The sequence below is a fragment of the Secundilactobacillus hailunensis genome, from assembly GCF_005405185.1.
Lineage (GTDB): Bacteria > Bacillota > Bacilli > Lactobacillales > Lactobacillaceae > Secundilactobacillus > Secundilactobacillus hailunensis.
The window spans coordinates 24,958-45,827 of record NZ_BJDO01000008.1; the positions used below are offsets into that span (position 1 = coordinate 24,958).

At 46.6% G+C, this 20,870-nt stretch carries 19 protein-coding genes and 1 riboswitch; of the genes, 5 read left to right on the forward strand and 14 right to left on the reverse strand.

Features of this window, described 5'->3' with window-relative positions:
* The 3 genes from FFM73_RS03735 to FFM73_RS03745 are packed head-to-tail and all read right to left on the reverse strand — an operon-like array spanning position 1 to position 3,453.
* Positions 1–1,467, reverse strand: coding sequence for an MDR family MFS transporter (locus FFM73_RS03735; RefSeq protein WP_235874445.1), 1,467 nt, complete (start codon positions 1,465–1,467; stop codon positions 1–3).
* Positions 1,468–1,526: 59 nt separating this feature from the next.
* Positions 1,527–2,636 (reverse strand): A/G-specific adenine glycosylase, encoded by a 1,110-nt coding sequence (gene mutY, locus FFM73_RS03740; protein WP_137630447.1) that lies wholly within the window; start codon positions 2,634–2,636, stop codon positions 1,527–1,529.
* Between the two features lie 4 nt (positions 2,637–2,640).
* Positions 2,641–3,453, reverse strand: a complete 813-nt coding sequence (locus FFM73_RS03745) for a MerR family transcriptional regulator (RefSeq protein WP_137630448.1) — start codon at positions 3,451–3,453, stop codon at positions 2,641–2,643.
* A 93-nt stretch (positions 3,454–3,546) separates the two neighbouring features.
* Here FFM73_RS03745 and FFM73_RS03750 point away from each other — a divergent pair, with 93 nt between their 5' ends.
* On the forward strand, positions 3,547–5,208 hold the full coding sequence (locus FFM73_RS03750) for a peptide ABC transporter substrate-binding protein (RefSeq protein WP_137630449.1): 1,662 nt from the start codon (positions 3,547–3,549) through the stop codon (positions 5,206–5,208).
* Between the two features lie 51 nt (positions 5,209–5,259).
* On the opposite strand, the gene recQ is transcribed toward FFM73_RS03750, so the two are convergent.
* The 8 genes from recQ to lysA all read right to left on the reverse strand — a co-directional run bounded on the left by recQ (position 5,260) and on the right by lysA (position 14,596).
* Positions 5,260–7,044 (reverse strand): DNA helicase RecQ, encoded by a 1,785-nt coding sequence (recQ, locus tag FFM73_RS03755; RefSeq protein WP_137630450.1) that lies wholly within the window; start codon positions 7,042–7,044, stop codon positions 5,260–5,262.
* 155 nt (positions 7,045–7,199) lie between these two features.
* Positions 7,200–8,291 (reverse strand): aspartate-semialdehyde dehydrogenase, encoded by a 1,092-nt coding sequence (gene asd, locus FFM73_RS03760; protein WP_137630451.1) that lies wholly within the window; start codon positions 8,289–8,291, stop codon positions 7,200–7,202.
* An 88-nt stretch (positions 8,292–8,379) separates the two neighbouring features.
* On the reverse strand, positions 8,380–9,564 hold the full coding sequence (locus FFM73_RS03765) for an aminotransferase class I/II-fold pyridoxal phosphate-dependent enzyme (RefSeq protein WP_137630452.1): 1,185 nt from the start codon (positions 9,562–9,564) through the stop codon (positions 8,380–8,382).
* A gap of 55 nt (positions 9,565–9,619) precedes the next feature.
* Positions 9,620–10,399, reverse strand: coding sequence for a 4-hydroxy-tetrahydrodipicolinate reductase (gene dapB, locus FFM73_RS03770; protein WP_137630453.1), 780 nt, complete (start codon positions 10,397–10,399; stop codon positions 9,620–9,622).
* An 18-nt stretch (positions 10,400–10,417) separates the two neighbouring features.
* A complete protein-coding gene (gene dapA / locus FFM73_RS03775) occupies positions 10,418–11,326 on the reverse strand; it encodes a 4-hydroxy-tetrahydrodipicolinate synthase (protein ID WP_137630454.1) in 909 nt (302 codons plus the stop codon).
* Positions 11,327–11,365: 39 nt separating this feature from the next.
* Positions 11,366–12,517 (reverse strand): N-acetyldiaminopimelate deacetylase, encoded by a 1,152-nt coding sequence (locus FFM73_RS03780; RefSeq protein ID WP_137630455.1) that lies wholly within the window; start codon positions 12,515–12,517, stop codon positions 11,366–11,368.
* A 4-nt stretch (positions 12,518–12,521) separates the two neighbouring features.
* Positions 12,522–13,232, reverse strand: a complete 711-nt coding sequence (dapD, locus tag FFM73_RS03785) for a 2,3,4,5-tetrahydropyridine-2,6-dicarboxylate N-acetyltransferase (RefSeq protein WP_137630456.1) — start codon at positions 13,230–13,232, stop codon at positions 12,522–12,524.
* 47 nt (positions 13,233–13,279) lie between these two features.
* Positions 13,280–14,596, reverse strand: a complete 1,317-nt coding sequence (gene lysA, locus FFM73_RS03790; RefSeq protein ID WP_137630457.1) for a diaminopimelate decarboxylase — start codon at positions 14,594–14,596, stop codon at positions 13,280–13,282.
* 102 nt (positions 14,597–14,698) lie between these two features.
* A riboswitch (Lysine riboswitch) is annotated at positions 14,699–14,881 on the reverse strand.
* A gap of 348 nt (positions 14,882–15,229) precedes the next feature.
* On the opposite strand from lysA, the gene FFM73_RS03795 reads away from it, so the two are divergent.
* Complete coding sequence (locus FFM73_RS03795) at positions 15,230–16,594, forward strand: aspartate kinase (RefSeq protein ID WP_137630458.1); 1,365 nt, start codon at positions 15,230–15,232, stop codon at positions 16,592–16,594.
* An 84-nt stretch (positions 16,595–16,678) separates the two neighbouring features.
* On the forward strand, positions 16,679–17,689 hold the full coding sequence (dapF, locus tag FFM73_RS03800) for a diaminopimelate epimerase (protein ID WP_137630459.1): 1,011 nt from the start codon (positions 16,679–16,681) through the stop codon (positions 17,687–17,689).
* Positions 17,690–17,765: 76 nt separating this feature from the next.
* On the opposite strand, the gene FFM73_RS03805 is transcribed toward dapF, so the two are convergent.
* Together FFM73_RS03805 and lplA are read right to left on the reverse strand one after the other, a co-directional pair.
* The gene (locus tag FFM73_RS03805) at positions 17,766–18,074 is read right to left on the reverse strand and encodes a DUF7671 family protein (protein ID WP_137630460.1); all 309 of its coding nucleotides are present in this window, start codon (positions 18,072–18,074) and stop codon (positions 17,766–17,768) included.
* A 7-nt stretch (positions 18,075–18,081) separates the two neighbouring features.
* Complete coding sequence (gene lplA / locus FFM73_RS03810; protein ID WP_137630461.1) at positions 18,082–19,122, reverse strand: lipoate--protein ligase; 1,041 nt, start codon at positions 19,120–19,122, stop codon at positions 18,082–18,084.
* 142 nt (positions 19,123–19,264) lie between these two features.
* On the opposite strand from lplA, the gene FFM73_RS03815 reads away from it, so the two are divergent.
* The gene (locus FFM73_RS03815) at positions 19,265–19,636 is read left to right on the forward strand and encodes a biotin/lipoyl attachment domain-containing protein (RefSeq protein WP_137630462.1); all 372 of its coding nucleotides are present in this window, start codon (positions 19,265–19,267) and stop codon (positions 19,634–19,636) included.
* A 96-nt stretch (positions 19,637–19,732) separates the two neighbouring features.
* On the opposite strand, the gene FFM73_RS12740 is transcribed toward FFM73_RS03815, so the two are convergent.
* Positions 19,733–19,879, reverse strand: a complete 147-nt coding sequence (locus FFM73_RS12740; RefSeq protein WP_089088279.1) for a hypothetical protein — start codon at positions 19,877–19,879, stop codon at positions 19,733–19,735.
* Between the two features lie 220 nt (positions 19,880–20,099).
* On the opposite strand from FFM73_RS12740, the gene FFM73_RS03820 reads away from it, so the two are divergent.
* Positions 20,100–20,330, forward strand: coding sequence for a P8 family protein (locus tag FFM73_RS03820; protein WP_137630463.1), 231 nt, complete (start codon positions 20,100–20,102; stop codon positions 20,328–20,330).
* Positions 20,331–20,870 lie beyond the last annotated feature (540 nt).

The window sequence follows — 20,870 nt, forward strand, 5'->3', positions numbered from 1 at the left end:
TTATGCCACCTCCTTGTGTCGTTTCAAGAAGAAGGTCATTACAAACCCCACCAGCGCAAATAAAGTTGCAATAGCAAAGGCGTACCGAAAGCCCACCACATTTGCGTGCAAGGCTAATTTACGGAATAGAATCGGCGTTGCTTTGGCTACTTCGTGACCAGGAACGTGGTTTTTCGTGACGTTAGACATGACAGAGACTAAAACGGCAGTCCCCATAGAGGCAAAGACCTGCCGTGCTGTGTTGTTCACAACCGTCCCATCACTGATCAAGTTCAGTGGTAAGGCGTTCATCCCAGTTGTAGTCACTGGCATCATGACCATTGAAATTCCCAGCATCCGCACCGCATAGAGGCACACGATGTCGATCACCGGCGTGGTTGCCGTGATTGGAATAAAGGAACCCGTTGTGACCATCAATAAAAACATCCCGGCCATGGCCATGTTGCGGCCACCCATTCGGTCAAATATCCGCCCGGTAATCGGGTTCATTAACCCAATAACGATGGCGCCCGGTAACAGGGTCAGCCCAGATGCTAACGGCGTCTCACCCCGAATAGTTTGTAAGTATAATGGCAAAATCAAAGTAAACCCGTTCATGGACATAAACGACACCGCGACTAGTGCTGCCGAAAGTGTGAACTCTCGGTGGCTAAAGACTTTCAGTTGCAGCAACGGATTGCTGATCTTCACTGACCGCCAAATAAATACACCTACTACGATTACGCCCACCGTCAGCGTGACGTAAACGATTGGATCCGTCCACTGATAATTACCAACTGACGAAAATGCAAATAGCATGGAACCAAACCCGATCATCGACAGCAAAACTGAAAGCCAATCGATGGGTGCTTTTTTAGTGGGTAATACTTTACGTAACGTAAAGAGTCCCATGATCACGACCACTAATGAAATTGGCAGAATAGATAAAAACAACATCCGCCAAGAATAATGCATCAAGATCCAGCCCGAAAGTGTCGGCCCAATGGCGGGTGCTAAGCCAATGACCATACCGGCCGTTCCCATAGCAGCTCCCCGTTGAGATGGCGGAAAAATGGACGTCATGATGGTTTGGTAAACTGGCGCGGTAATGCCGACACCAGTTCCTTGAATCAACCGGCCAATTAAAATCATCCAAAAATCCTGGGCAAAGTAACACAGAATGGTCCCAATTGAAAAAATGATAATCGCAGCTAAGTAAAGTTTCCCCGAATCAAATCGCTGGAGGAAAAAGCCGGTAATCGGAATCGTGATCCCCATCATCAGCATAAATCCGGTGGTCAGCCATTGAACAGTATTGGCCGAAATACTAAACGACTTCATTAAGGTTGGAAAAGCCGTGGTCAGCATCGTCGAGGTCAAAAAGGTGCTAAACGTGCCCACCAGCATCGTGAACACTAATGCTATTCGGTTGTACGGTCGCCCATTTTGATCAACGGGCTGTGCTGACGTATGTCCATTTCCAGACAATAACATCACTTTCTTTCTAATTTATTTTACAAAAAACCGGATAGCGCTAATCATTTACCTTAGCGTATCCGTGTGAATAATTTCGCTTGTACTTTTGGTAACGCAATTTTTTGTAACGCTTCTATCGATAACCATTTTCCTGGAAAAAAGCTCAGATCAGTATTCGCTGGTAAATCAGCGCTCAGCAACGAGATCACCCACTGGCGGTGAGTGAAGGTGTGCTTCACCGGTTTACCACCAATTGGCACCACGTGAACGGTCAGGCCAAAGTCTTGTTTGACCAGCCGTTCCAGTAACGTCAGTCGTTCTTCATCCGTCACTAGTTCTGGCGTCTCACTCAACGCTAACACGTCATCTTCGGCAATCAGTGGAAAGGTCCAAAAGTTCGCCAGTAAGCCATCACTTGGCCGTTTTTGCATTAAGAACTGATCACCGTGGCGAATCACCAGACCGTAGTAGGCAACTTTAACGGGTCGCGGCTTCTTGGACTTTACGGGATACTGCTCTTCAACACCATCTAAATAAGCCTGATCAAATTTTTTGACCGGCGAATGCGCGGAATCCGGATTCTTAGCCATCATATAACTGGCGCCCAGATCCATCACTGCTTGATTAAAATCGCCCGGTCGATCCGGTGAAATAATGCGCCCGATGATCTGCTCAAAGACGGGACGCGTTTGCGGCTTAGCAATGTCTAAATCAATTTCCAGCAAGCGGGCAAATACCCGAAATGCGTTACCGTCCACCGCTGGAACCGGTTCATTAAACGCAATACTGGCAATGGCTCCGGCCGTGTACGGGCCAATTCCGGCCAGCTCACGTAATCCCTCAGCCGTTTGCGGCCACTGACCAGCACGTTCATATACAATTTGTTTGGCAGCTTTTTGTAAATTACGGGCACGGGAATAGTAACCCAGACCCTCCCAAGCCTTCATCAGCTGTGCTTCAGGGGCATCAGCTAACGCGTTAACCGTTGGAAACTGGGCCATAAACCGTTCGTAGTAAGGAATGACCGTGTTCACCTGGGTCTGTTGCAGCATAATTTCTGATACCCAGACGTGATACGGATCGTGGTCGTGGCGCCACGGCAGATCCCGGCCGTGAGCGTCATACCAGTCCAGCAGCGTTTTACGAAAAGCGCGAATTTGAGTTTGCGACCATTCAATCATTTCATCATTCCTTTACTTCTGCTAACAGTCGAACCACCTGCTGTGCGGGATCAGCCGTCTGCCAGCTGCTAATTACAGGTTCTTCGTAAAAATGAGTGCCTAAAGCAAAATGGTGCTGCTTAGCATACTCACGCAGGTGGTTGAAACCTTCAATTAATGGGATATTCAAATGGTGATATTCAATCACAACGTGACCGCCTAACTGCGTCATGTCAGCTTTAACCTTGCTGTCCGCCGTTAGCGGTGTATACAAAGCCGTAACTAGCTCAGTGTGACCTGCTTCGATTGCGTGTCGTGGATGAACCCGGCCAATGGCTAAGTTAATGGGTGGCGTGTCCAAGACTGACAGCACGTGGCTGATCTGTTGCTGGACCTGTTCGCCAGTCACTTCCGTTTCTTCCGGAAAAGTAGTGGTCAATAGATTAATGGGCGACCGGTCAACCACCGTTACGGCTTCGGGAATCGCCTGGCGCGCAGTTTCCTGGTTGCTGATCTCTTGAGAAATCTGCTGCCGTGCCGTGCTGAGTTGGTTAAGCTGCTGATCAATTAATTGCTGCTGATATTTCAGCATACCAAGGTGATCATTGCCACTGGTCTGCAACGTGGCCTTAGTTTGATTGAGATCATTCTCTAATCCAACGGTGGCCTGCAGCGATAGCCACTGGTTAACCTGTGTTAAATTATATAACCGGTGCCCGTTTTTATCCCGGTTAGCTGGCTTGAATAAGCCCAGCTCATCAAACCGGTTTAACAGGTGCCGATCAATTTTTAAGAGCTGGGCAAATTGTCCTGCTGAAAGTTGTTGCCCTTCTATCAATGTTATTCACCTCGTAAGTATTTATCGTGCTTGACGCTATAAAATTGAGTTATTATTATCGAAATAGAGTTATTAAATTGAGAGGATTCCGTTATGAAAGTAAAATTAAAACTAATTGCGATGCTCGCAGCAGCCCTTTTTCTAGGTGGCTGTCAGCAAAACCTGTCGAATTCCAAACACGTTTCCGACAGCAAAGGCGTCATGTCGCAAAATCAAAACGTCACCGTGGTTGAACAGACGCGCTTAAGCACCGTTGACATCTCAAAGGTCAACAGTTTTAACAAACTGCGCAGTTCAACGGAGGGTCTGTTTCGCTTAGGTAAAAACGGCCGTGTCAATCCCGGTCTCGCCCAATCTTACCGCATCAGTAAGAACACGAAAACCTATACCTTTAAACTGCGCAAGAATGCCCGCTGGAGTAATGGTCAGCCCATCACGGCAGCCGATTTCGTCTATTCATGGCAACGTAGCGTTAAACCGCAGACCCGCTCCGTCAACGCTAATTTATTTGCCGGCATCAAAAACGCGGATCAGATCAGAAAAGGTGAACTACCAGTAACTGACCTGGGCGTCAAAGCCCTCTCCAGCCGTGAACTGCAAGTAACGTTAGACCACCCCATGGTTTACTTTGAGACCCTTTTAGCCTACCCGTTATTTGCACCGCAGCATCAAGTCACGGTGCAACGGTACGGCGCTCACTATGGTGCTAGCGCTAATCAGCAGATCTACAGCGGTCCCTTTAAACTCGTTAAGTGGCACGCTAATAGCGCCACGCGAACACTGGAGCCCAATCCATATTACTGGGACAAGGACCACGTCTATTTAAAGCGCTTAACCATTGTGACTGCCAAATCACCAGCCCAAGATCTAAAAGCCTATCGTACTGGTAAAGTTGCCGAGATTCAGCTGATTGGTCGCCAGATCCCGGAAAATAAAAATAACCGGGACTACGTTGTCCGGCCGTTTTCCTTGATGCGGATAATCGCATATAATTTTACCACACACAACCTTACTAATAGGAAGCTCATTAATAATCGTAACGCACGGCTAGCAATTTCGCACGCAATTAGTCGTCGCAAACTGATTAATAATGCCTTGCAAAACGCCTCTCTGCCACCCAAGGGATTTGTTACTGCTGGTCTGAGTAAGAACAATCTTAATCATTCTGACTTTGCTAACCAGCAGGAAGCATCCGGCTATGTCAAAGGTAATTCACGGTTAGCTGCTAAAGAATGGGCTGCAGCCAAGCGCCAAGCGCACGTGTCATCAGCAACGCTAACCCTGGCTACGTCAAACGACGCCATCAGCGTACGAGTCGGCAACAACCTTAAATCTCAGCTGGAACACCAGTTGAAAGGCTTGACCGTGCGAGTGGTTTCGCCGGATCCAACTCACTTAAACGACCGCGTGCGTGCTGGTCAGTTTGACCTGCTGCTGACCGGCTGGGGCGCTGACTATCCTGATCCGCTGTCGTTTTTACAGATAATGACCAGTAACAGCCGTCATAACTACGGCCACTGGCATAACGCCGCGTATGATCGTCAAGTTGCCACCATCAGCAATAATCAGAGCACAGATAACCAACTACGCTGGGAACAGATGCTGGCTGCTGAAAAACGGCTCACTGAACAGCAGGGTGTAACACCCCTGTACCAGCAAGCTGATAGCTTCTTAACCAATCCGAAGCTCAACGGCGTGGTTCATAATATCAGCGGTGTCGTTGAGGATTATAAGAGTGCTTATTGGGTTAAATAGATGTAGTTAAAAGACCGATTTCAGTTTGATTACTGAAATCGGTCTTTTGATCTATTCAACAGTTACATTGTCGTTATCCGAACCGGCTTCACTAGCCGTTTTGATTTCCGTTAAAAAGGCCCCGCCATACTTCTGGAGCTTACTTTCACCCACCCCACTGACGGTCAGCATCTCTTCATCGGTTTGCGGCATCACGGCACACATATCATGCAGCGTCTTGTCTGAAAAGATCACGAACGGCGGAACGCCCTGTTTCTTCGCAAAATCACGACGTAACCCACGCAACCGCTCAAACAACCCGTCATTTTCGGGTAAGACATGAGTTGCCTTGATGGCAACTTTGCGATAGACCTTTTGCTGGCCCTTTAAAACTTCAACTCCCAAATCACTGATCTTAAGCACTGGATATTGACCGCCGACTGATAAGAGGTAGCCAGCTGCAGTCAAAAAATCGATCAGTTCAGCAACCGACTTTTGTGACGATTGCTTCATCAGCCCATAAGTGGATAACTCGTTAAAATGCAGCTGTTTGACCCGTGCCACACTTGAACCCGTTAGAACCTGCGCCACTAGAATTTTACCGAAGTTTTCGTTCATCCGCTTCACGCAGGACAGCACCTTTTGAGTATCAACGGTAATGTCTTGTTCCTTGCGGTCATCCAAACAGTTTGAACAGCGGCCGCACTTCTCGCCCTTTTCGCCAAAGTACTGCAGAATATAACTCTGGAGACATTCTTGAGTGTTCGCGTATTGCGACATGGCTTGCAGTTTATCATATTCACGCTGCTTACCAGCATCGTCACGGTCAGATTGGTCGATCAAGAAATGCTGAATCTGCACGTCTGACAGCCGGAACAGTAAAATAGCTTCACTGGGAAGGCCATCACGACCGGCACGACCAGCTTCTTGATAATACGACTCAATACTGCCAGGAACCTGTGCGTGGATCACAAACCGGACGTTAGATTTATCGATTCCCATCCCAAAAGCATTGGTCGCTACCATGACGGGCACCCGGTCGTAGAGGAAGTCTTCCTGATTTTCCCGGCGAACCTCCTTGGGCAGTCCACCATGATACATCGTCGCGTCAATGTGTTTTTTATTTAATAACTTCGTTAAGTGCTCAACTTCTTTACGGGTACTAGCGTAAACAATGCCAGATTGACCAGCATTTTGTTTTAAATAATCCACCAAGTACTTATCGTTATCCTGATGTTTGATCACCTTAAACGCTAAATTAGGACGTGAAAAACCCGTCTTAACTTCATCCTGTAAACTTAACCGCTGCATAATATCCTGTGCCACGATTGGCGTTGCGGTCGCCGTCAGCGCAATAATGGTTGGTTGACTAGGCAACTGCTGAATCGTTTGGGCTAGATTCAAGTAGCTGGGCCGGAAATCATGCCCCCACTGCGAGATACAGTGGGCTTCATCGATGGCCACCAAATCAATCGGTAATTCTGCCAGCCGGTTTAAATAACCCGAATCCAGCCGTTCCGGTGACACGTAGAGTAGTTTTACCTCACCATTGGCAGCCTGGTTGAACCGCGCATTGATTTCGTCATAATCCAGCGAGCTGTTGATAAAGGTGGCTGCGATGCCATTTTCTGTCAGTGCATCAACTTGGTCTTTCATCAGTGAGATCAAGGGTGAGACCACCAGTGTGACACCGTCTAGCATCAACGCTGGAATCTGATAACACAGTGATTTTCCGCCACCGGTTGGCATGATTGCCAGCACATTTTGGTGGTTCAAAACGTCATTGATGGCTTCTTCTTGCCCCGTCCGGAAGCTATCATAGCCGAACTGCGATTTTAAAATGGTCTGCGGCTTCATGGATTTCAGTTCCTTTCAAAATAATCTTCTTCCAGTTTAACAGAATTTGGACCCTAGTGTTAATTACGCTAATCAGAGAAGCCCAATTTTTACGGGGATTAAAAAACCGCCAGGCCCTGTATACAGCAGGGCCTAACGGTAAACATCTTAGTAATTTATTTAGCAGTCAAATAGCCCTGTGCCTTCAATAATTCAGCACATTCAACGGCACCACCAGCGGCACCACGGGCAGTATTGTGAGACAGGCCCACGAATTTCCAATCAAAGATCTTGTCTTCGCGCAGTCGACCAATTGAAACACCCATGCCGTGCTCATAGTTCACATCAAGGCGCACTTGCGGCCGGTCATCTTCGGTCATGTAGCGAATGAAGTGCTTAGGTGCGCTAGGCAGGCCCAAGCGTTGCGGTTCGCCAGAATAGCTTTCCAAAGCATCGATCAGATCCTGCTTCGATGGGTTTTGACGGAAGTTAACGAAAGCGGCCGCTGTATGCCCGTACAAGACTGGCACCCGGATACATTGTGAAGAAATCACCGTGTCATCAGCTGGGACAATCGCCTTTTTGTCATCATCGACGTGGCCCCAGATCTTTAGTGGTTCGCCTTCAGACTTGGCTTCTTCACCGGCAATGTAAGGAATCACGTTGCCCTTCATTTCTGGCCAATCCTTAAAGGTCTTACCCGCACCAGAAATAGCTTGGTAAGTGGTGGCAATCACTTGAGTAGGTTCAAATTGACGCCAAGCAGAAAGAGCTGGCGTGTAACTTTGAATCGAACAGTTCGGCTTAACGGCGATAAAGCCACGAGTAGTCCCCAAACGGGCCTTTTGATATTTGATCACATCCGTATGCTGCGGATTAACTTCGGGAATTACCATTGGCACATCCGGTGTCCAGCGGTGAGCGCTGTTGTTGGAAACAACTGGTGTTTCAGCCTTAGCGTAGGCTTCTTCCAAAGCACGGGTGTCGGCTTTATCTAACTTGATTGCACTGAAGACAAAGTCAACTTGTGAAGCAATCTCATCGACTTTAGCAGCATCTTGCACCACCATATCCTTAACTTGGTCCGGAATATCGCCTTCCATCTTCCAGCGACCCTTAACAGCCTCAGCGTACGTTTTACCGGCACTATGGGCACTGGCAGCTAATAACTCGATTTCAAACCAGGGGTGATCAGCCAGAATCTTAATAAACCGCTGACCGACCATACCCGTTGCACCAATGATTCCTACTCGTAGTTTCTCACTCATCAAAAATACCTCGTTTTCATCACACATAGTTTTCAAATCAGAATTTAATAACTAGCATTAAACTGTATTTTGCACAATTAGTCAAGTGCTAAGCCTTATTGGCGACGAACGCCTTCATCCGTTTCATGGCTTCCGCAATATCATCATCAGAGGCCGCGTAAGAAAAGCGGATGTAGCCTTCACCACCGGCACCAAACGCACTGCCGGGGACGCCACCGACCTTGCCTTGTTCGGCTAGATCATAGGCAAACTTCACGTCATCTTGACCGTAACTGGCCGGAATCTTGACGAAGGCGTAGAACGCGCCAGATGGGGTGGCCATTGACAGGCCCATCTCATCCATCGACTTTTGGACAAAGTCACGCCGCTTTTGATAAATCTTACGCATGGCAACTGGGTCTTGCAGTCCATTATGCAACGCTTCTGCCGCAGCAGCCTGTGCTGGATTCGACGTTGAAGTCACCATAAAGGCGTGCATCTTGGTGGCATTAGCAATTAGTTCAGCTGGTCCAGCCAGATAACCCATGCGATAACCGGTCATGGCGTGCGACTTAGATAGCCCGTTAACCAAAATGGTCCGTTCTGGAATCACGTTAGCAATGGAATAGTGCTCAACCCCATAGGTCAGTTCACTGTAGATCTCATCGGCAATCACAAACAAATGGTGGTCCGCAATCACTTTAGCTAACCCTTCGATCATTGATTTCGGATACTCAACTCCGGTTGGGTTGCAAGGATAGTTCAGCAAAACAGCCTTTACTGAATCGCCCTCTTCGTCCAAAACTTTTTCCAGCCGCTCTGGTGTCAACACAAAGTCGCTGTTAGAAGTGTCAACTTGAACGGTCGTGGCGCCCGCAATCGTCACCAGTGGAAAGTACAGGGCAAATGCCGGTGTCGGAATGACCACCTTATCACCAGGATTTAAAATCGTGAACAGTGAAGCGCAAATGGCTTCAGTAGCACCCACCGTGGCAATGATCTCAGTTTTCGGATCGTAATCCAGGCCTTGGGATGCCATCAAGTAATGATGAATACCCTCCCGCAAATACATGGTTCCCTTTTGCGGCGAATAGTGGGAGTCGTTATCCTGAATACTCTTGATAGCGGCTGCCTTCACGTGTTCTGGCACGTTCATGTCCGGTTCACCTAGCGTTAACTTGATGATGCCTGGAATGGATGAGAACTTTTGGTCAACTTCCCGAATACCGGAAGGACCGACTTGATTCAATCGTTGATTGACTTGCTGGGTTAAATCACTGGCTAATTGCGGCAAAATATCACTCCATTTTTAATTTAAATTAATATTTGATAATAAAATTATAAAACAATTAAAGCAGATTTTCGAGCCCAACCACTAATTCTTTTAAATCCAGCACGTGGTCCATGGCCACTTTGACCCCCGTCATGAAGGATTGCCGGTCAAATGAATCTTGGCGGATCGTCAAGGCTTCACCGGGACCGCCAAAAAGTACCTGTTCATGGGCAACGTAACCGGGTAAGCGCACCGCATGGATGTGAATCCCATGGTAGTCGCCACCGCGGACACCTGACAAACTCTCGGTTTCGTCAGGATTGCCCTGTTCATGTTCGGGCCGGACTTCATCGATCAATTTTGCGGTACTCAAAGCCGTTCCAGAAGGCGCATCCGCTTTGTTGTCATGGTGCATTTCAATGATTTCTACGTCTGGGAAGTACTTAGCAGCTTCCTTGGCAAACTTCATTAACAGTACGGCAGACATGCCGAAGTTCGGTGCGATCAAACCGCCAAGATGTTTAGCAGAAGCTAGGTCTTGCAGTTCACTGACCTGATCATCCGTTAAACCAGTCGTCCCAATAACGGGATGGATCCCGTGTTCAATCGCAAATTTAGTGTTGGCATACACTGCGCTGGGTAACGTAAAATCGATCCAGATGTCAGCATCGGTTTGAATCTCGTTCAAATCGCCATAAATGGCAACCCCGGCTGGCAGATCGTAATCCTCGGGATCTTTAGAAGTAATCCCTACGGCCAGACCAGCGACGAGTTCATAGCCGTCACTTTCCTGAACTAACCGAACTGCTTTTTGACCCATTGCACCGGTAAAACCGGCAATTAAAACTTTTGTCATTTTAAAATATTCTCCGTTCTACTTCACTGATTGACTTAATAATGCATCCGCGTCCATGCCTAATGCAACCGCTAATTGACGGCTTTCGTCAGCATTGAGTGATTGAATTGGCAGACGGCAGCCGCCCACATTGTAACCCTGAGCATTCAACACTGCCTTAACGGGTGATGGTGACGGGAACATGAAACAAGCTGCCATCTTTGGTGTCAATTGGCGCTTGAGGCCACCAGCCTTGGTTAAGTCTCCAGCGTAAAGAGCATCGTACATGGCGCGAATCTGATCACCATACAGGTGAGACGCAACGGAAATCACACCGGCACCGCCAACGACACGAGCGGACAAGGCTTGCGCATCTTCACCGCTATAAACGTAAAAGTCGTCTGGGGTGTGTTCAACTAGAAATTCAATGTCGTCAATTGAAGTACACTGCTTAACCCCAATAATGTTTGGATTCTGAGACAGGGTAACGACGGTATCGTTAGCCATGGTAACACCGGTCCGGCCAGGAATGTTGTAGATAATAATTGGCTTTTCAGCAGCGTCTGCAACCGCCGTAAAATGGGCGATCATGCCCCGCTGACTCGGCTTGTTGTAATAAGGGACGACGACTAATTCATAATCGACCCCGGAAATTTCGCTGACCTCCTTAGTAAGGGCTACGGTTTCGCGGGTGTTATTGCTGCCAGTACCAGCAATTACTGGTACCCGGCCACCAATAATTTGACCAAAGCGGGTGTACAGGTCGATCTTTTCATCATGGGTCAAGGTTGGTGTTTCACCAGTGGTGCCGCCGATAACAAAGCCCTTGCTGCCAGTATCAATCAAGTGATTAGTCAACTTCTCTAAAGCATCGTAGTTGATCTGATCATTTTCATCAAATGGGGTGATGATTGCCGTCATTAAATCTACGTTTTCTAGTGTTGTCATGATAACGTCTCCTTTTAGTCTCGTACGGATTATCGTTAATTATTCGGCCATTCTGGCTGTCATAAACCCAGTGATTGCCTGGGCCCCGGCTTCAATGGAAGCTTCTTTTGGGTTCAACGTGGCTGAGTGCAGCTGTGAGTCATCTTCAACGCCTAACCAAAACATGGTGCCAGGGATCTTCGATAACAGGTAACCAAAATCTTCTCCTGTCATGGCCGGTTCAGTTTCCACAAAGTTTACGTCTGGATTGTGTTTCATATAGGCAATGAAGCGTTTGGTTAATTCCGGGTTGTTTTCAACCGGTAAATAGCCGCCCTGATTCAGGCCAACGGTGACTTTGGCATTAAAGCTTCTGGCAACGCCTTCACCAACGTCTTTCAGGCGCTGGTCAATGCGTTTAATCATGACCTGTGTCAAGCCGCGAATCGTGCCTTCAATGTGGGCGTGGCCGGCAATCACGTTGCGGATCGTGCCGGCCTCCATCTTGCCCAGGGTGATCACGCCGCCTTCAATGGGATCAATACTTCGAGAAATAATCGTTTGCACTTGTTCAATTAACGCAGCTGCTGCGACCACCATATCATTGGCATCTTGGGGATAAGCAGCGTGACCGCCCTTCCCTTCCAGGTCAATGTTCACTTCAGTGGTCCCAGCAAATAAGGTACCCATTCGACAGCCGATTGCACCGGCTGGTAAATCGGGATTGTCGTGCAATCCGTAAAATTCATCCGGTCGCCATTGACCTTTAAACACGCCTAGTTCATAGGCTAATTTACCGCCATTTTCACTTTCTTCCGCTGGCTGGAAGAAGAAGATCATGTTATCAGTTGGCTGATGTTCAGCGAAGTAGCTCAGGACGCCCAAGGCCACCGTCATGTGAATATCATGACCACAGGCGTGCATCACACCAGGATGCTTAGACGCAAACGGTAAACCAGTGGCTTCCGTAACCGGTAAGGCATCAATGTCGGTGCGATAACCCAGTGTCCGTTTTGGTGCGCTGCCTGCAATTCTAACCATGATGGCAGTAGGCAGATCCGGAATCTTTTTAATTTCCAAATACGTCTGGTCAAAACCGGCAATCACTTTTTCCAGATAGGCTGACGTCTGAACTTCATTTAATGCTAGTTCAGGGATCTGGTGCAGATGCCGGCGAATCTTAATCAGTGACGCTTCCGTTAAAACTGCCATCTCATCACAACTTTCTTAGATCGTCTTCAAGGCCGGTCTTGGATTCGGTTTTCTCATCAACGTTTTTAATGAATTTAGCAGGGACGCCGGCAACCATGGTATGCGGCGCCACGTCCTTAGTCACGATGGCGCCAGCTGCCACAACGGCACCTTCACCCACGTGAACGCCTTCAATCACCACAGCGTTGGCACCAATCAACACGTTATCGTCAACGCGGACCGGTTGCGCAGAGGCGGGTTCCACCACTCCTGCTAACACGGTACCGGCACCAATGTGGGAATGCTTTCCAACGATAGCTCGGCCACCAAGGACTGCACCCATGTCGATCATGGTATCAGCGCCAATTTCAGCACCGATGTTGATGGTGGCACCCATCATGATGACCGCGTTATCACCGATCAAAACTTGATCACGAATGATAGCACCGGGTTCGATGCGAGCGTTGACGTCTTTCATATCTAATAGTGGGACAGCTGAATTACGGGTTTGGTTTTCAATTTCAGTATCCGTAATTTCGATTTGGTGCTGGTCGAGAAACCCTTTAACATCGGCCCAGTCACCAAACAGCACCCCAGTCTTAGTTTCAATGAAAGCTTTAATGCTATCTGGCACCGTTAAATTGGATAAATCACCTTTGATATAAACCTTAACGGGCGTCTTCTTGGGCGCATTGCCGATATAATCAATAATTTGCTGTGCATCTAACTTTGCCATGTTATTTCCTCGTCTCTCTTAGATTATTTATAATAGGTAGTTTTTATTTAAAATGTTTTGGGTAGTGGTTGATCCAACCGCGTCAGATCAGCGTACGTTTCCCGTTTAACCACCAGCGTGGACTCACCATTTTCGACAAAGACCACTGCCGGCCGTGGATTGCGGTTATAGTTGGAAGCCATTGAATACCCGTAAGCCCCAGTATCCAGAACGGCAAGTACGTCGCCTGGCTTGCTGGCTGGTAAAGCCTGCTTATCAATCAAGATATCACCGGACTCACAATACTTACCAGCAACATGCACCGTTTCAGTTGGCAGTGCGTTAGGCTGATCAACTAACACGGCTTCGTACTCGGCTTGATAAAGCGCTGGGCGAATGTTATCGCCCATGCCGCCGTCAACGGTCAAATATGAGGTCAAGCCAGGAACGTCCTTCCGCGAACCAACGGTATAGAGATTGTAACCGGCAGGACCGGCAATTGAACGACCAGGTTCGATCCAAACGGCTGGCATGTCTAAATTCTGATCCGCGGCGCTTTGCTTGATGGTCTTAACGATGGCATCAACGAAATCTTCCGGTGCCAACGGGTGATCATCCTTGGTGTAGCGAATGCCAAAGCCACCGCCGACGTTGATCACTTCTGGCTGATAATGATACTGATTGTGCCAGTTGGCGGCAATCTCAACTAATTTCTTAGCAGCCATTTGGAAACCCTTCAGTTCAAAAATTTGTGAACCAATGTGGGCGTGAATCCCTAACATATTCATCCGATCATTGGCCAATACTTCTTGCAGTGCTTCATCAGCTTGACCTGACTTAAGATCAAAACCAAACTTGCTATCTTCTTGACCGGTAGAAATGTACTCATGGGTGTGGGCTGAAATGCCTGGCGTAATTCTCAGCATCACTGCTGAAGTTGCGTCCTGTTCTTTAAGGACCTGATCCAATAATTCAATTTCATGGAAGTTATCCAAAACGATAACGCCAACCTTGTTTTTAACTGCCATTGCCAATTCTTCCCGGGATTTATTATTCCCGTGAAAGCTGACCCGTGACATTGGGAAATGAGCTTGACTGGCGGTGTAAAGTTCACCACCGGAAACCACGTCAATGTGGCCTTGCTCTTGGTCGATCACCTGAAACATGGCAATCGTCGCAAATGCTTTGCTGGCATAACTGACCGCGTAATCAACGCCATTGGCTTCAAAAACGGATTTAAACCGGCGAATCTGGTCACGAATTTTGGAGACATCGTAGACCGCTAATGGTGTTTGGTACTTGGCTGCTAATTGGTCGGCGTCGACCCCGCCAATGGTTAAATGCCCTGCTTCATTAATCTGCTCGTTCGTCAATTGCTCGCTCATATTATGTCCTCCGATGGTTAGTTATGGTTGTACGAAAAGGAGCCCTTTTGTTTACGCTAAACAAAAGGACTCCAAGTTTAATGACAAATTCATTATGGACTCATTTTCGATAGCGCTCCGCAGACGTTATATATCTGCGACAGTCCGTGATTTATTGGATCGCGTCCCAGCTAACTGACTGCTGTAACAGTGCAGCGCTTCGGCAACGTCCCTGTTAGGTCCGCCTCTTCGTCATTACAGTGACTAAGCGAACTGACTGGTGTCGGTTGCAACCTCTTCGATTTAATCAAATTCTATAATTGTTTTCACAGATAGTCAAGGGGTTTTTAAAAAGCAAGGTGTGAAAGCAGGCGGTTAGAGAGCGGTGTGTAAGGTGACGTGAGCAAAAATCCCGGGCTTGGATTTATGTTCACGTCGCCTTACATGCAGCTCTCTGCCTGCTTGAACCCAGTTAGGCTATATATCCTAACCCCTCTCACCAAAATCTCAAAAAAACTTTTCTCCTACATAATCACCCCGAAATCTCCCACTTTTCCACCCCCGAAAAAGTTGCCAAAGAAAAATAAAATGTTAGAATTCAATGTAATTATTAACCGTTTCTGATAAAAATCAGGCGGACAAGGAGTGTTGGATGTGAAAGTCGTTAAGTTTGGTGGCAGTTCGTTAGCTGACGGACCCCAATTTGAAAAAGTGATCTCAATTATGAAGGCCGATTCGCAGCGTCGGGTGATTATCACCTCGGCGCCAGGAAAACGTCATGATGGTGATATTAAAGTCACCGATCTGCTCATTAAGTATGCAGAATTAACGATTAAACATGCAGATACCAGTGAGATATTTAAGCGGATTTTTGCGCGCTATCAGTCAATTGGTAACTACTTTCATTTAGATGAAAAAGCCTTAGCCCCAATCAAGCAGGCGCTACGTAAATTACCAACCACGAAATACCCAGACAATGAGTATCTGATGGCCGCCTTTAAGGCTCATGGCGAGCGCCTCAACGCCCGGTTGATGGCTGCGGTGATGAACCATGTGGGCATCACCGCCCACTTTGTCGACCCTAAAGTTGCGGGGATCATTGTTAGCGGTGAGCCTAACAACGCGACGGTGCTGCCAGAGACCTATGAAAATTTAGCTCAGCTTCCCGTTGATAATTCAGTCCTGGTATTCCCTGGATTCTTCGGTTTTACACCCAAAGGCCAGATTGCCACTTTCTCACGGGGTGGTTCTGATATCACCGGTGCGATTGTCGCTAGGGGCTTACACGCTGATCTGTACGAAAACTTTACCGATGTCAATGCCATTTACGCTGCTAACCCCAAGCTGGTCGATCACCCCGTTGCCATTCCGCGAATGACTTACCGGGAGATGCGGGAACTTTCATATGCTGGGTTCTCAGTCTTTCACGATGAAGCCATTATTCCGGCCATTCAGGGTCAGATTCCCATTAATGTTAAAAATACCAATCGGCCAAATTTACCAGGTACCCTGATCGTACCTGAAAAAGATTTCCAGCCCACGCAAACCATTACTGGCGTTGCTAGTTCCACTAGATTTGCCGCCCTCTACATTCACCGTTACCTGTTGAACAAGGAAGTGGGTTTTACGCTAAAATTGCTGCAGGTCTTTAAGAAGTACAACGTTTCTTACGAACATATGCCTTCTGGGATCGATGACCTGACCGTGATTTTCGACCGCACCCAATTTGACGAAGATACCGTTCATAATATGTGCCATGATATCCGTGAGGTGCTCAAACCAGACACGCTGGAATGGATCGATGATTATGCCATTATCATGGTCGTTGGTGAAGGCATGCGTGACAAAGTTGGCGTTATTGAACAGATTATCCGGCCACTGGTTCAGCACAATATTGGCGTCCACATGATCAACCAAGGGGCGTCGCGGATTTCAATTATGCTGGGGACGCGCCGTGCGGATGCTGAAGAAGCCGTCAAGAGTATTTACGACGCCTTCTTTAGCCCTGATCCAGTTTGAATTTAAGTTAAAAGCGAGACTTTTTCGTCAAAGACTGATAGAATGACATCACAATTATTGCCAACGATAAGGAGTAAAAAAACTATGGTGCAATTACGTAAAGTACACGGATCTGAAAACCACTTTTTCTTACTGGATCAAACGACCTTGGACCAACCGTTAAATGACGGAGAATTATCAGCCTTAGCCCAGCAAGTCACCAATCCCCAAACGGGTATTTTAGACGGTGCTGACGGCCTGTTAGTTGTTAATTCGTCGACTCACGCCAATGTTTTAGGGCAAATGCGCGTCATCAACGCTGATGGCAGCGAAGCTTCAATGTGCGGCAATGGTCTGCGAACGGTGTCCCGGTATTTAGCTGAAAAACACCACACGAATCAGTTCAAAGTTGAGACCCTCACCGCTGATCTGCAAGTAAGCCGTCAAAACGATCTGGCACCGGATGTTCCAGCATTTAGCGTGGAGATCTCACCAGTCCGGTTCAAACCGGCTGACTTCCCGTTTACTAACTTAGGTGACGGGGCGTTGATCGACCAGCCAGTCCCAGCCTTTGCTGCCGGGTTGAACTTTACGGCAATTGCCGTTCCTAATCCCCACCTCATCAGTTTTGTGGACGAAGACACCATGAATAGCGACCTTCTTGGCAAATTGGGTGCTCACTTAAACGGTCACAATGATTATTTCCCAGATGGTGTTAACGTCAGCTTTGCACAGATCCTGGGTAAAAATCAGCTCTTCGTTCGAACTTATGAACGAGGGGTCGGCTTCACGAACGCTTGTGGGACGGGTATGTCAGCAACTAGTCTGGCCTTTGCCATGGTTCACCCTCACCTTGGTCAATTTGATCACACCATCACGGTTTATAACCCCGGTGGCATGGTCAAAACCAAGGTTCATCAAGCAGCCGACCGCTACTGGATCGATCTCATTGGTAACGCTACGCAGACCCACCTCATTGAAGTTGATGAAGCGCAACTGCACGGTGCAAACGTGACGACACAAACGGCAACCATCAAACCAACGACGGAAGAAGCTGCTTACCTCAAATTTGTTGATCAACTACCAAAAGTTTCGGCGATTGCCGTTAAAAAGTAAACTGTATATGTATACAAAAATAGTGCATATTCTCAACCAATTGACGGTTGTTAATATGCGCTATTTTTGATTATTTTCAGTTGAGTTTGGTACGTGCTAATTGAATCAGATCATCGCTGACAAACTCACTGGTAAACCGCTGCATTGGTGTAATCGCATGGCGATTCTTATACGCCACCGGTTTGGTTGCAATCACGGCTACCGTGAGGTGATTTTCAGTCAAGAAGACCTGACCGATCTTTTTCAATTTGCCCTTCGTGTGCCGGCCAGTCCGCCAAGAATGAAGCTGAAATGCGGACTCATCACGAATCACGTATTGCCCGCTATCGTCCTGTTCGACTGGTACACCAATATATTCTTCAACTGGGTACTTTGGTTTTGCCATTATTCACCTACTGTTTTTCAATGATCAATTCATCAATTAATTTATCAATATCCGCGTCATTTAGTACTTTGCGTAACCAGCGTTTGTTAAGCCGCTTGCGCAGGTCGATCTTATCTAACGTGACACCCGTTAACTGTGCTTCTAATTTGCGCGCCAGTTTATCATCTAATAGATCGCCATAGATCGCAACTTTCGTAATGCGCTGATCTTTTACCATCAGATTCAAGATCAAAGTGCCACCATCAAATTGCTTGAAGCGACAGCGGTTAAAGCCCGGATTAGCACCGAAGTTCCAATCATCCGTCTGGTACTGTTCAGCCAGCCGTTCATCGATGATCTGCCAGTCATGGTCGGTCAAATGATACGTTTCAATATCTTCTAACCGCTCAACGTGAAACAGCTTGAGCAGTAACTGCGTCTTGAACTGCTCGCTAGTCAGCTGCTGATATTTAGGTGCTAAATGAGTTTTAATATTTTCAATGTCACTACGGTTTGACTTGACCCATTTGCCGTTGATATGCGTTTCAACTGGCTTGAGGGCCTGACTGGCTGCCATCAGATTCATATCAAACATCAGCGTCCCGCCAGCCGCGTAAGCATCCCCTGACTTCACCATCGTCATACCAGTAAACTTATGGTCGTTCACCACCAGGTCTGAGTTGCCGCGCAACTGCGCATCCGTGGCGCCTAATTCGTGCAGGGCGTCCAAAATTGGCTGGGCGAAAACCGCATAATTGCCCCACTCAGCGTCATCATCGGTGTCACCCACCACAATGTTTTCAAAAATTAAGTTCCCCATATCATGGTAAACGGAACCGCCACCGGACGTCCGCCGAACTAACGCAATGTTATTCTCTGCTAAATAAGGGACGTTGACCTCCGCAAACACGTTTTGATTCACACCAACAATGACCGATGGCTCGTTAATGTACATAATCAACCCATGTCCCGGTAATTTAAGGTCGTTGATCAAATAATTATCCAGTGACTGGTTTACGATAGGATCATAGACCGGTTTACCGTCCCGACTTGTATCGATTAAAAACATATGTCCACTCCTTTTCTGTAAGTTGTTACATCCATTTTACTTTTTTTCGGTCATTGATACCAGCCCAATGTAAAACGCTTTCTTTCTGTCACCAAGCTCGGTATACTAATTGTATGGTAGAAACAAAAGGGAGTGGACGATTATGGCATTTTGGACAAAATTAATTAGCAGCATCAAACGCTTATTTGGCGGTAAAACCACCCAGTTTGAACCCCAGGAAAAAGACGGGGTCTGGTATCAGAAAACTAAGCCCGGTGTAGTTCGCATTGGGATTGCTGATCAAGCCTATGAAGACCTCGGTGATATCACCTTTATGGACTTCTCATCACCGGACAATCAGTTAGATCAAGATGATGATCTGCTTGAGATGGAAGGCGCCAAAGCGGTGGAAACATTACAGTCACCCATTAAAGGCACCATTATTGCCAGAAATAATGAGCTTTTAAAGCAAAGTGATCAGCTTGCCAAACATTCAACTCAGGATAACTGGATAGTTGATGTTAAAATCGCCTAATTAGACCAAACAAAAAAAGAACGTGATCAGCAGTTAAAATTAACTGTCATCACGTTCTTTTCATTTACATTTGGCAATAGCCAAAGCCGTTTTTAATTAGTTTTGGTTTTCAAGCTTTTCAGCAGCTTCGTCAATGGTAGCGAAACCAGACTTGCCACTCTTAGCCTTTGGGTGCTTAGCACGGTCTTCCTCTGCCTTTTCGATCAATGCCTTACGTTGTTCTTTGCTTAACTTGTTAGCCATTTAAATCGCGCTCCCTTTATTTGTCTTAGCTTAATTGGTTAGGACTTCCTAACTACTTTATGTTAGCACTAATGGGAGAGTTTGTTAAATATTGAACCTGTTTGGGAATTGATTTAACAGTCCCTTAAACATTATAAAAAATCACTTAATATAATTGTGAGCGAATAACTTAACACACAGAAATAAAGGACTACAATGTATGTGTTAGGAGGAATTCAATATGGCAGAAGATGTAGATAAAACTTTATTCTTAGATTACAACATGAGTGACGCTTTTGACTGGAGCAAAGACGAAATGCCAGTCCGCGACGCCATTTGGGATTACCTCATGGAGCACAACAATCACGACACCATGAAGACTGAAGAACAAATGAAGCCATTCATGACTGAGTCTGAAGCTGACATTCGTAAGTTTGTTGAAGACAACTTGAAGACTGCGGATGCTAAGTAATTTATCATTAGCAAATCATTTTTAAAATAAGGGTGATTCACCGATCAACGGTGGACCGCCCTTATTTTTGTATAGTTAGTAAATTACAAGATTGTACACAATATAAATAATAGCACGCCTACTATTTTCTAATAAAAACGAATAAATCATTTGATTTTGACTAGCTTTATTCGGAAATATAGTTTAAAATCAATTCAAATCTAGTAAGTTTGGTTGTGCCAATCGTCATTATGCAGAAAAAACTTTTGTATATTCATTTTTCTGCATAATATGGTTTAGCTGACCGTTTGCTGATTTTTCCATTGTTTGTTGTAAATCTTTTTGTATAAGGGTTTAGCTCGAAGATCATCACCGATACGATTAGCATAAACACCGGCTATAAAGTTACATTTTGTCTCTATAAGTATTCATATAAAGATAAAATAACTTATATTTAACTAAAAATAGCCATTTTTATGTATAAAGTGTCTTGACAATTTCTCGAAAAAATCTTATCTTATACAAAAAGCAATTAACTCCGTCCTGCGAGGCGGCAATTGA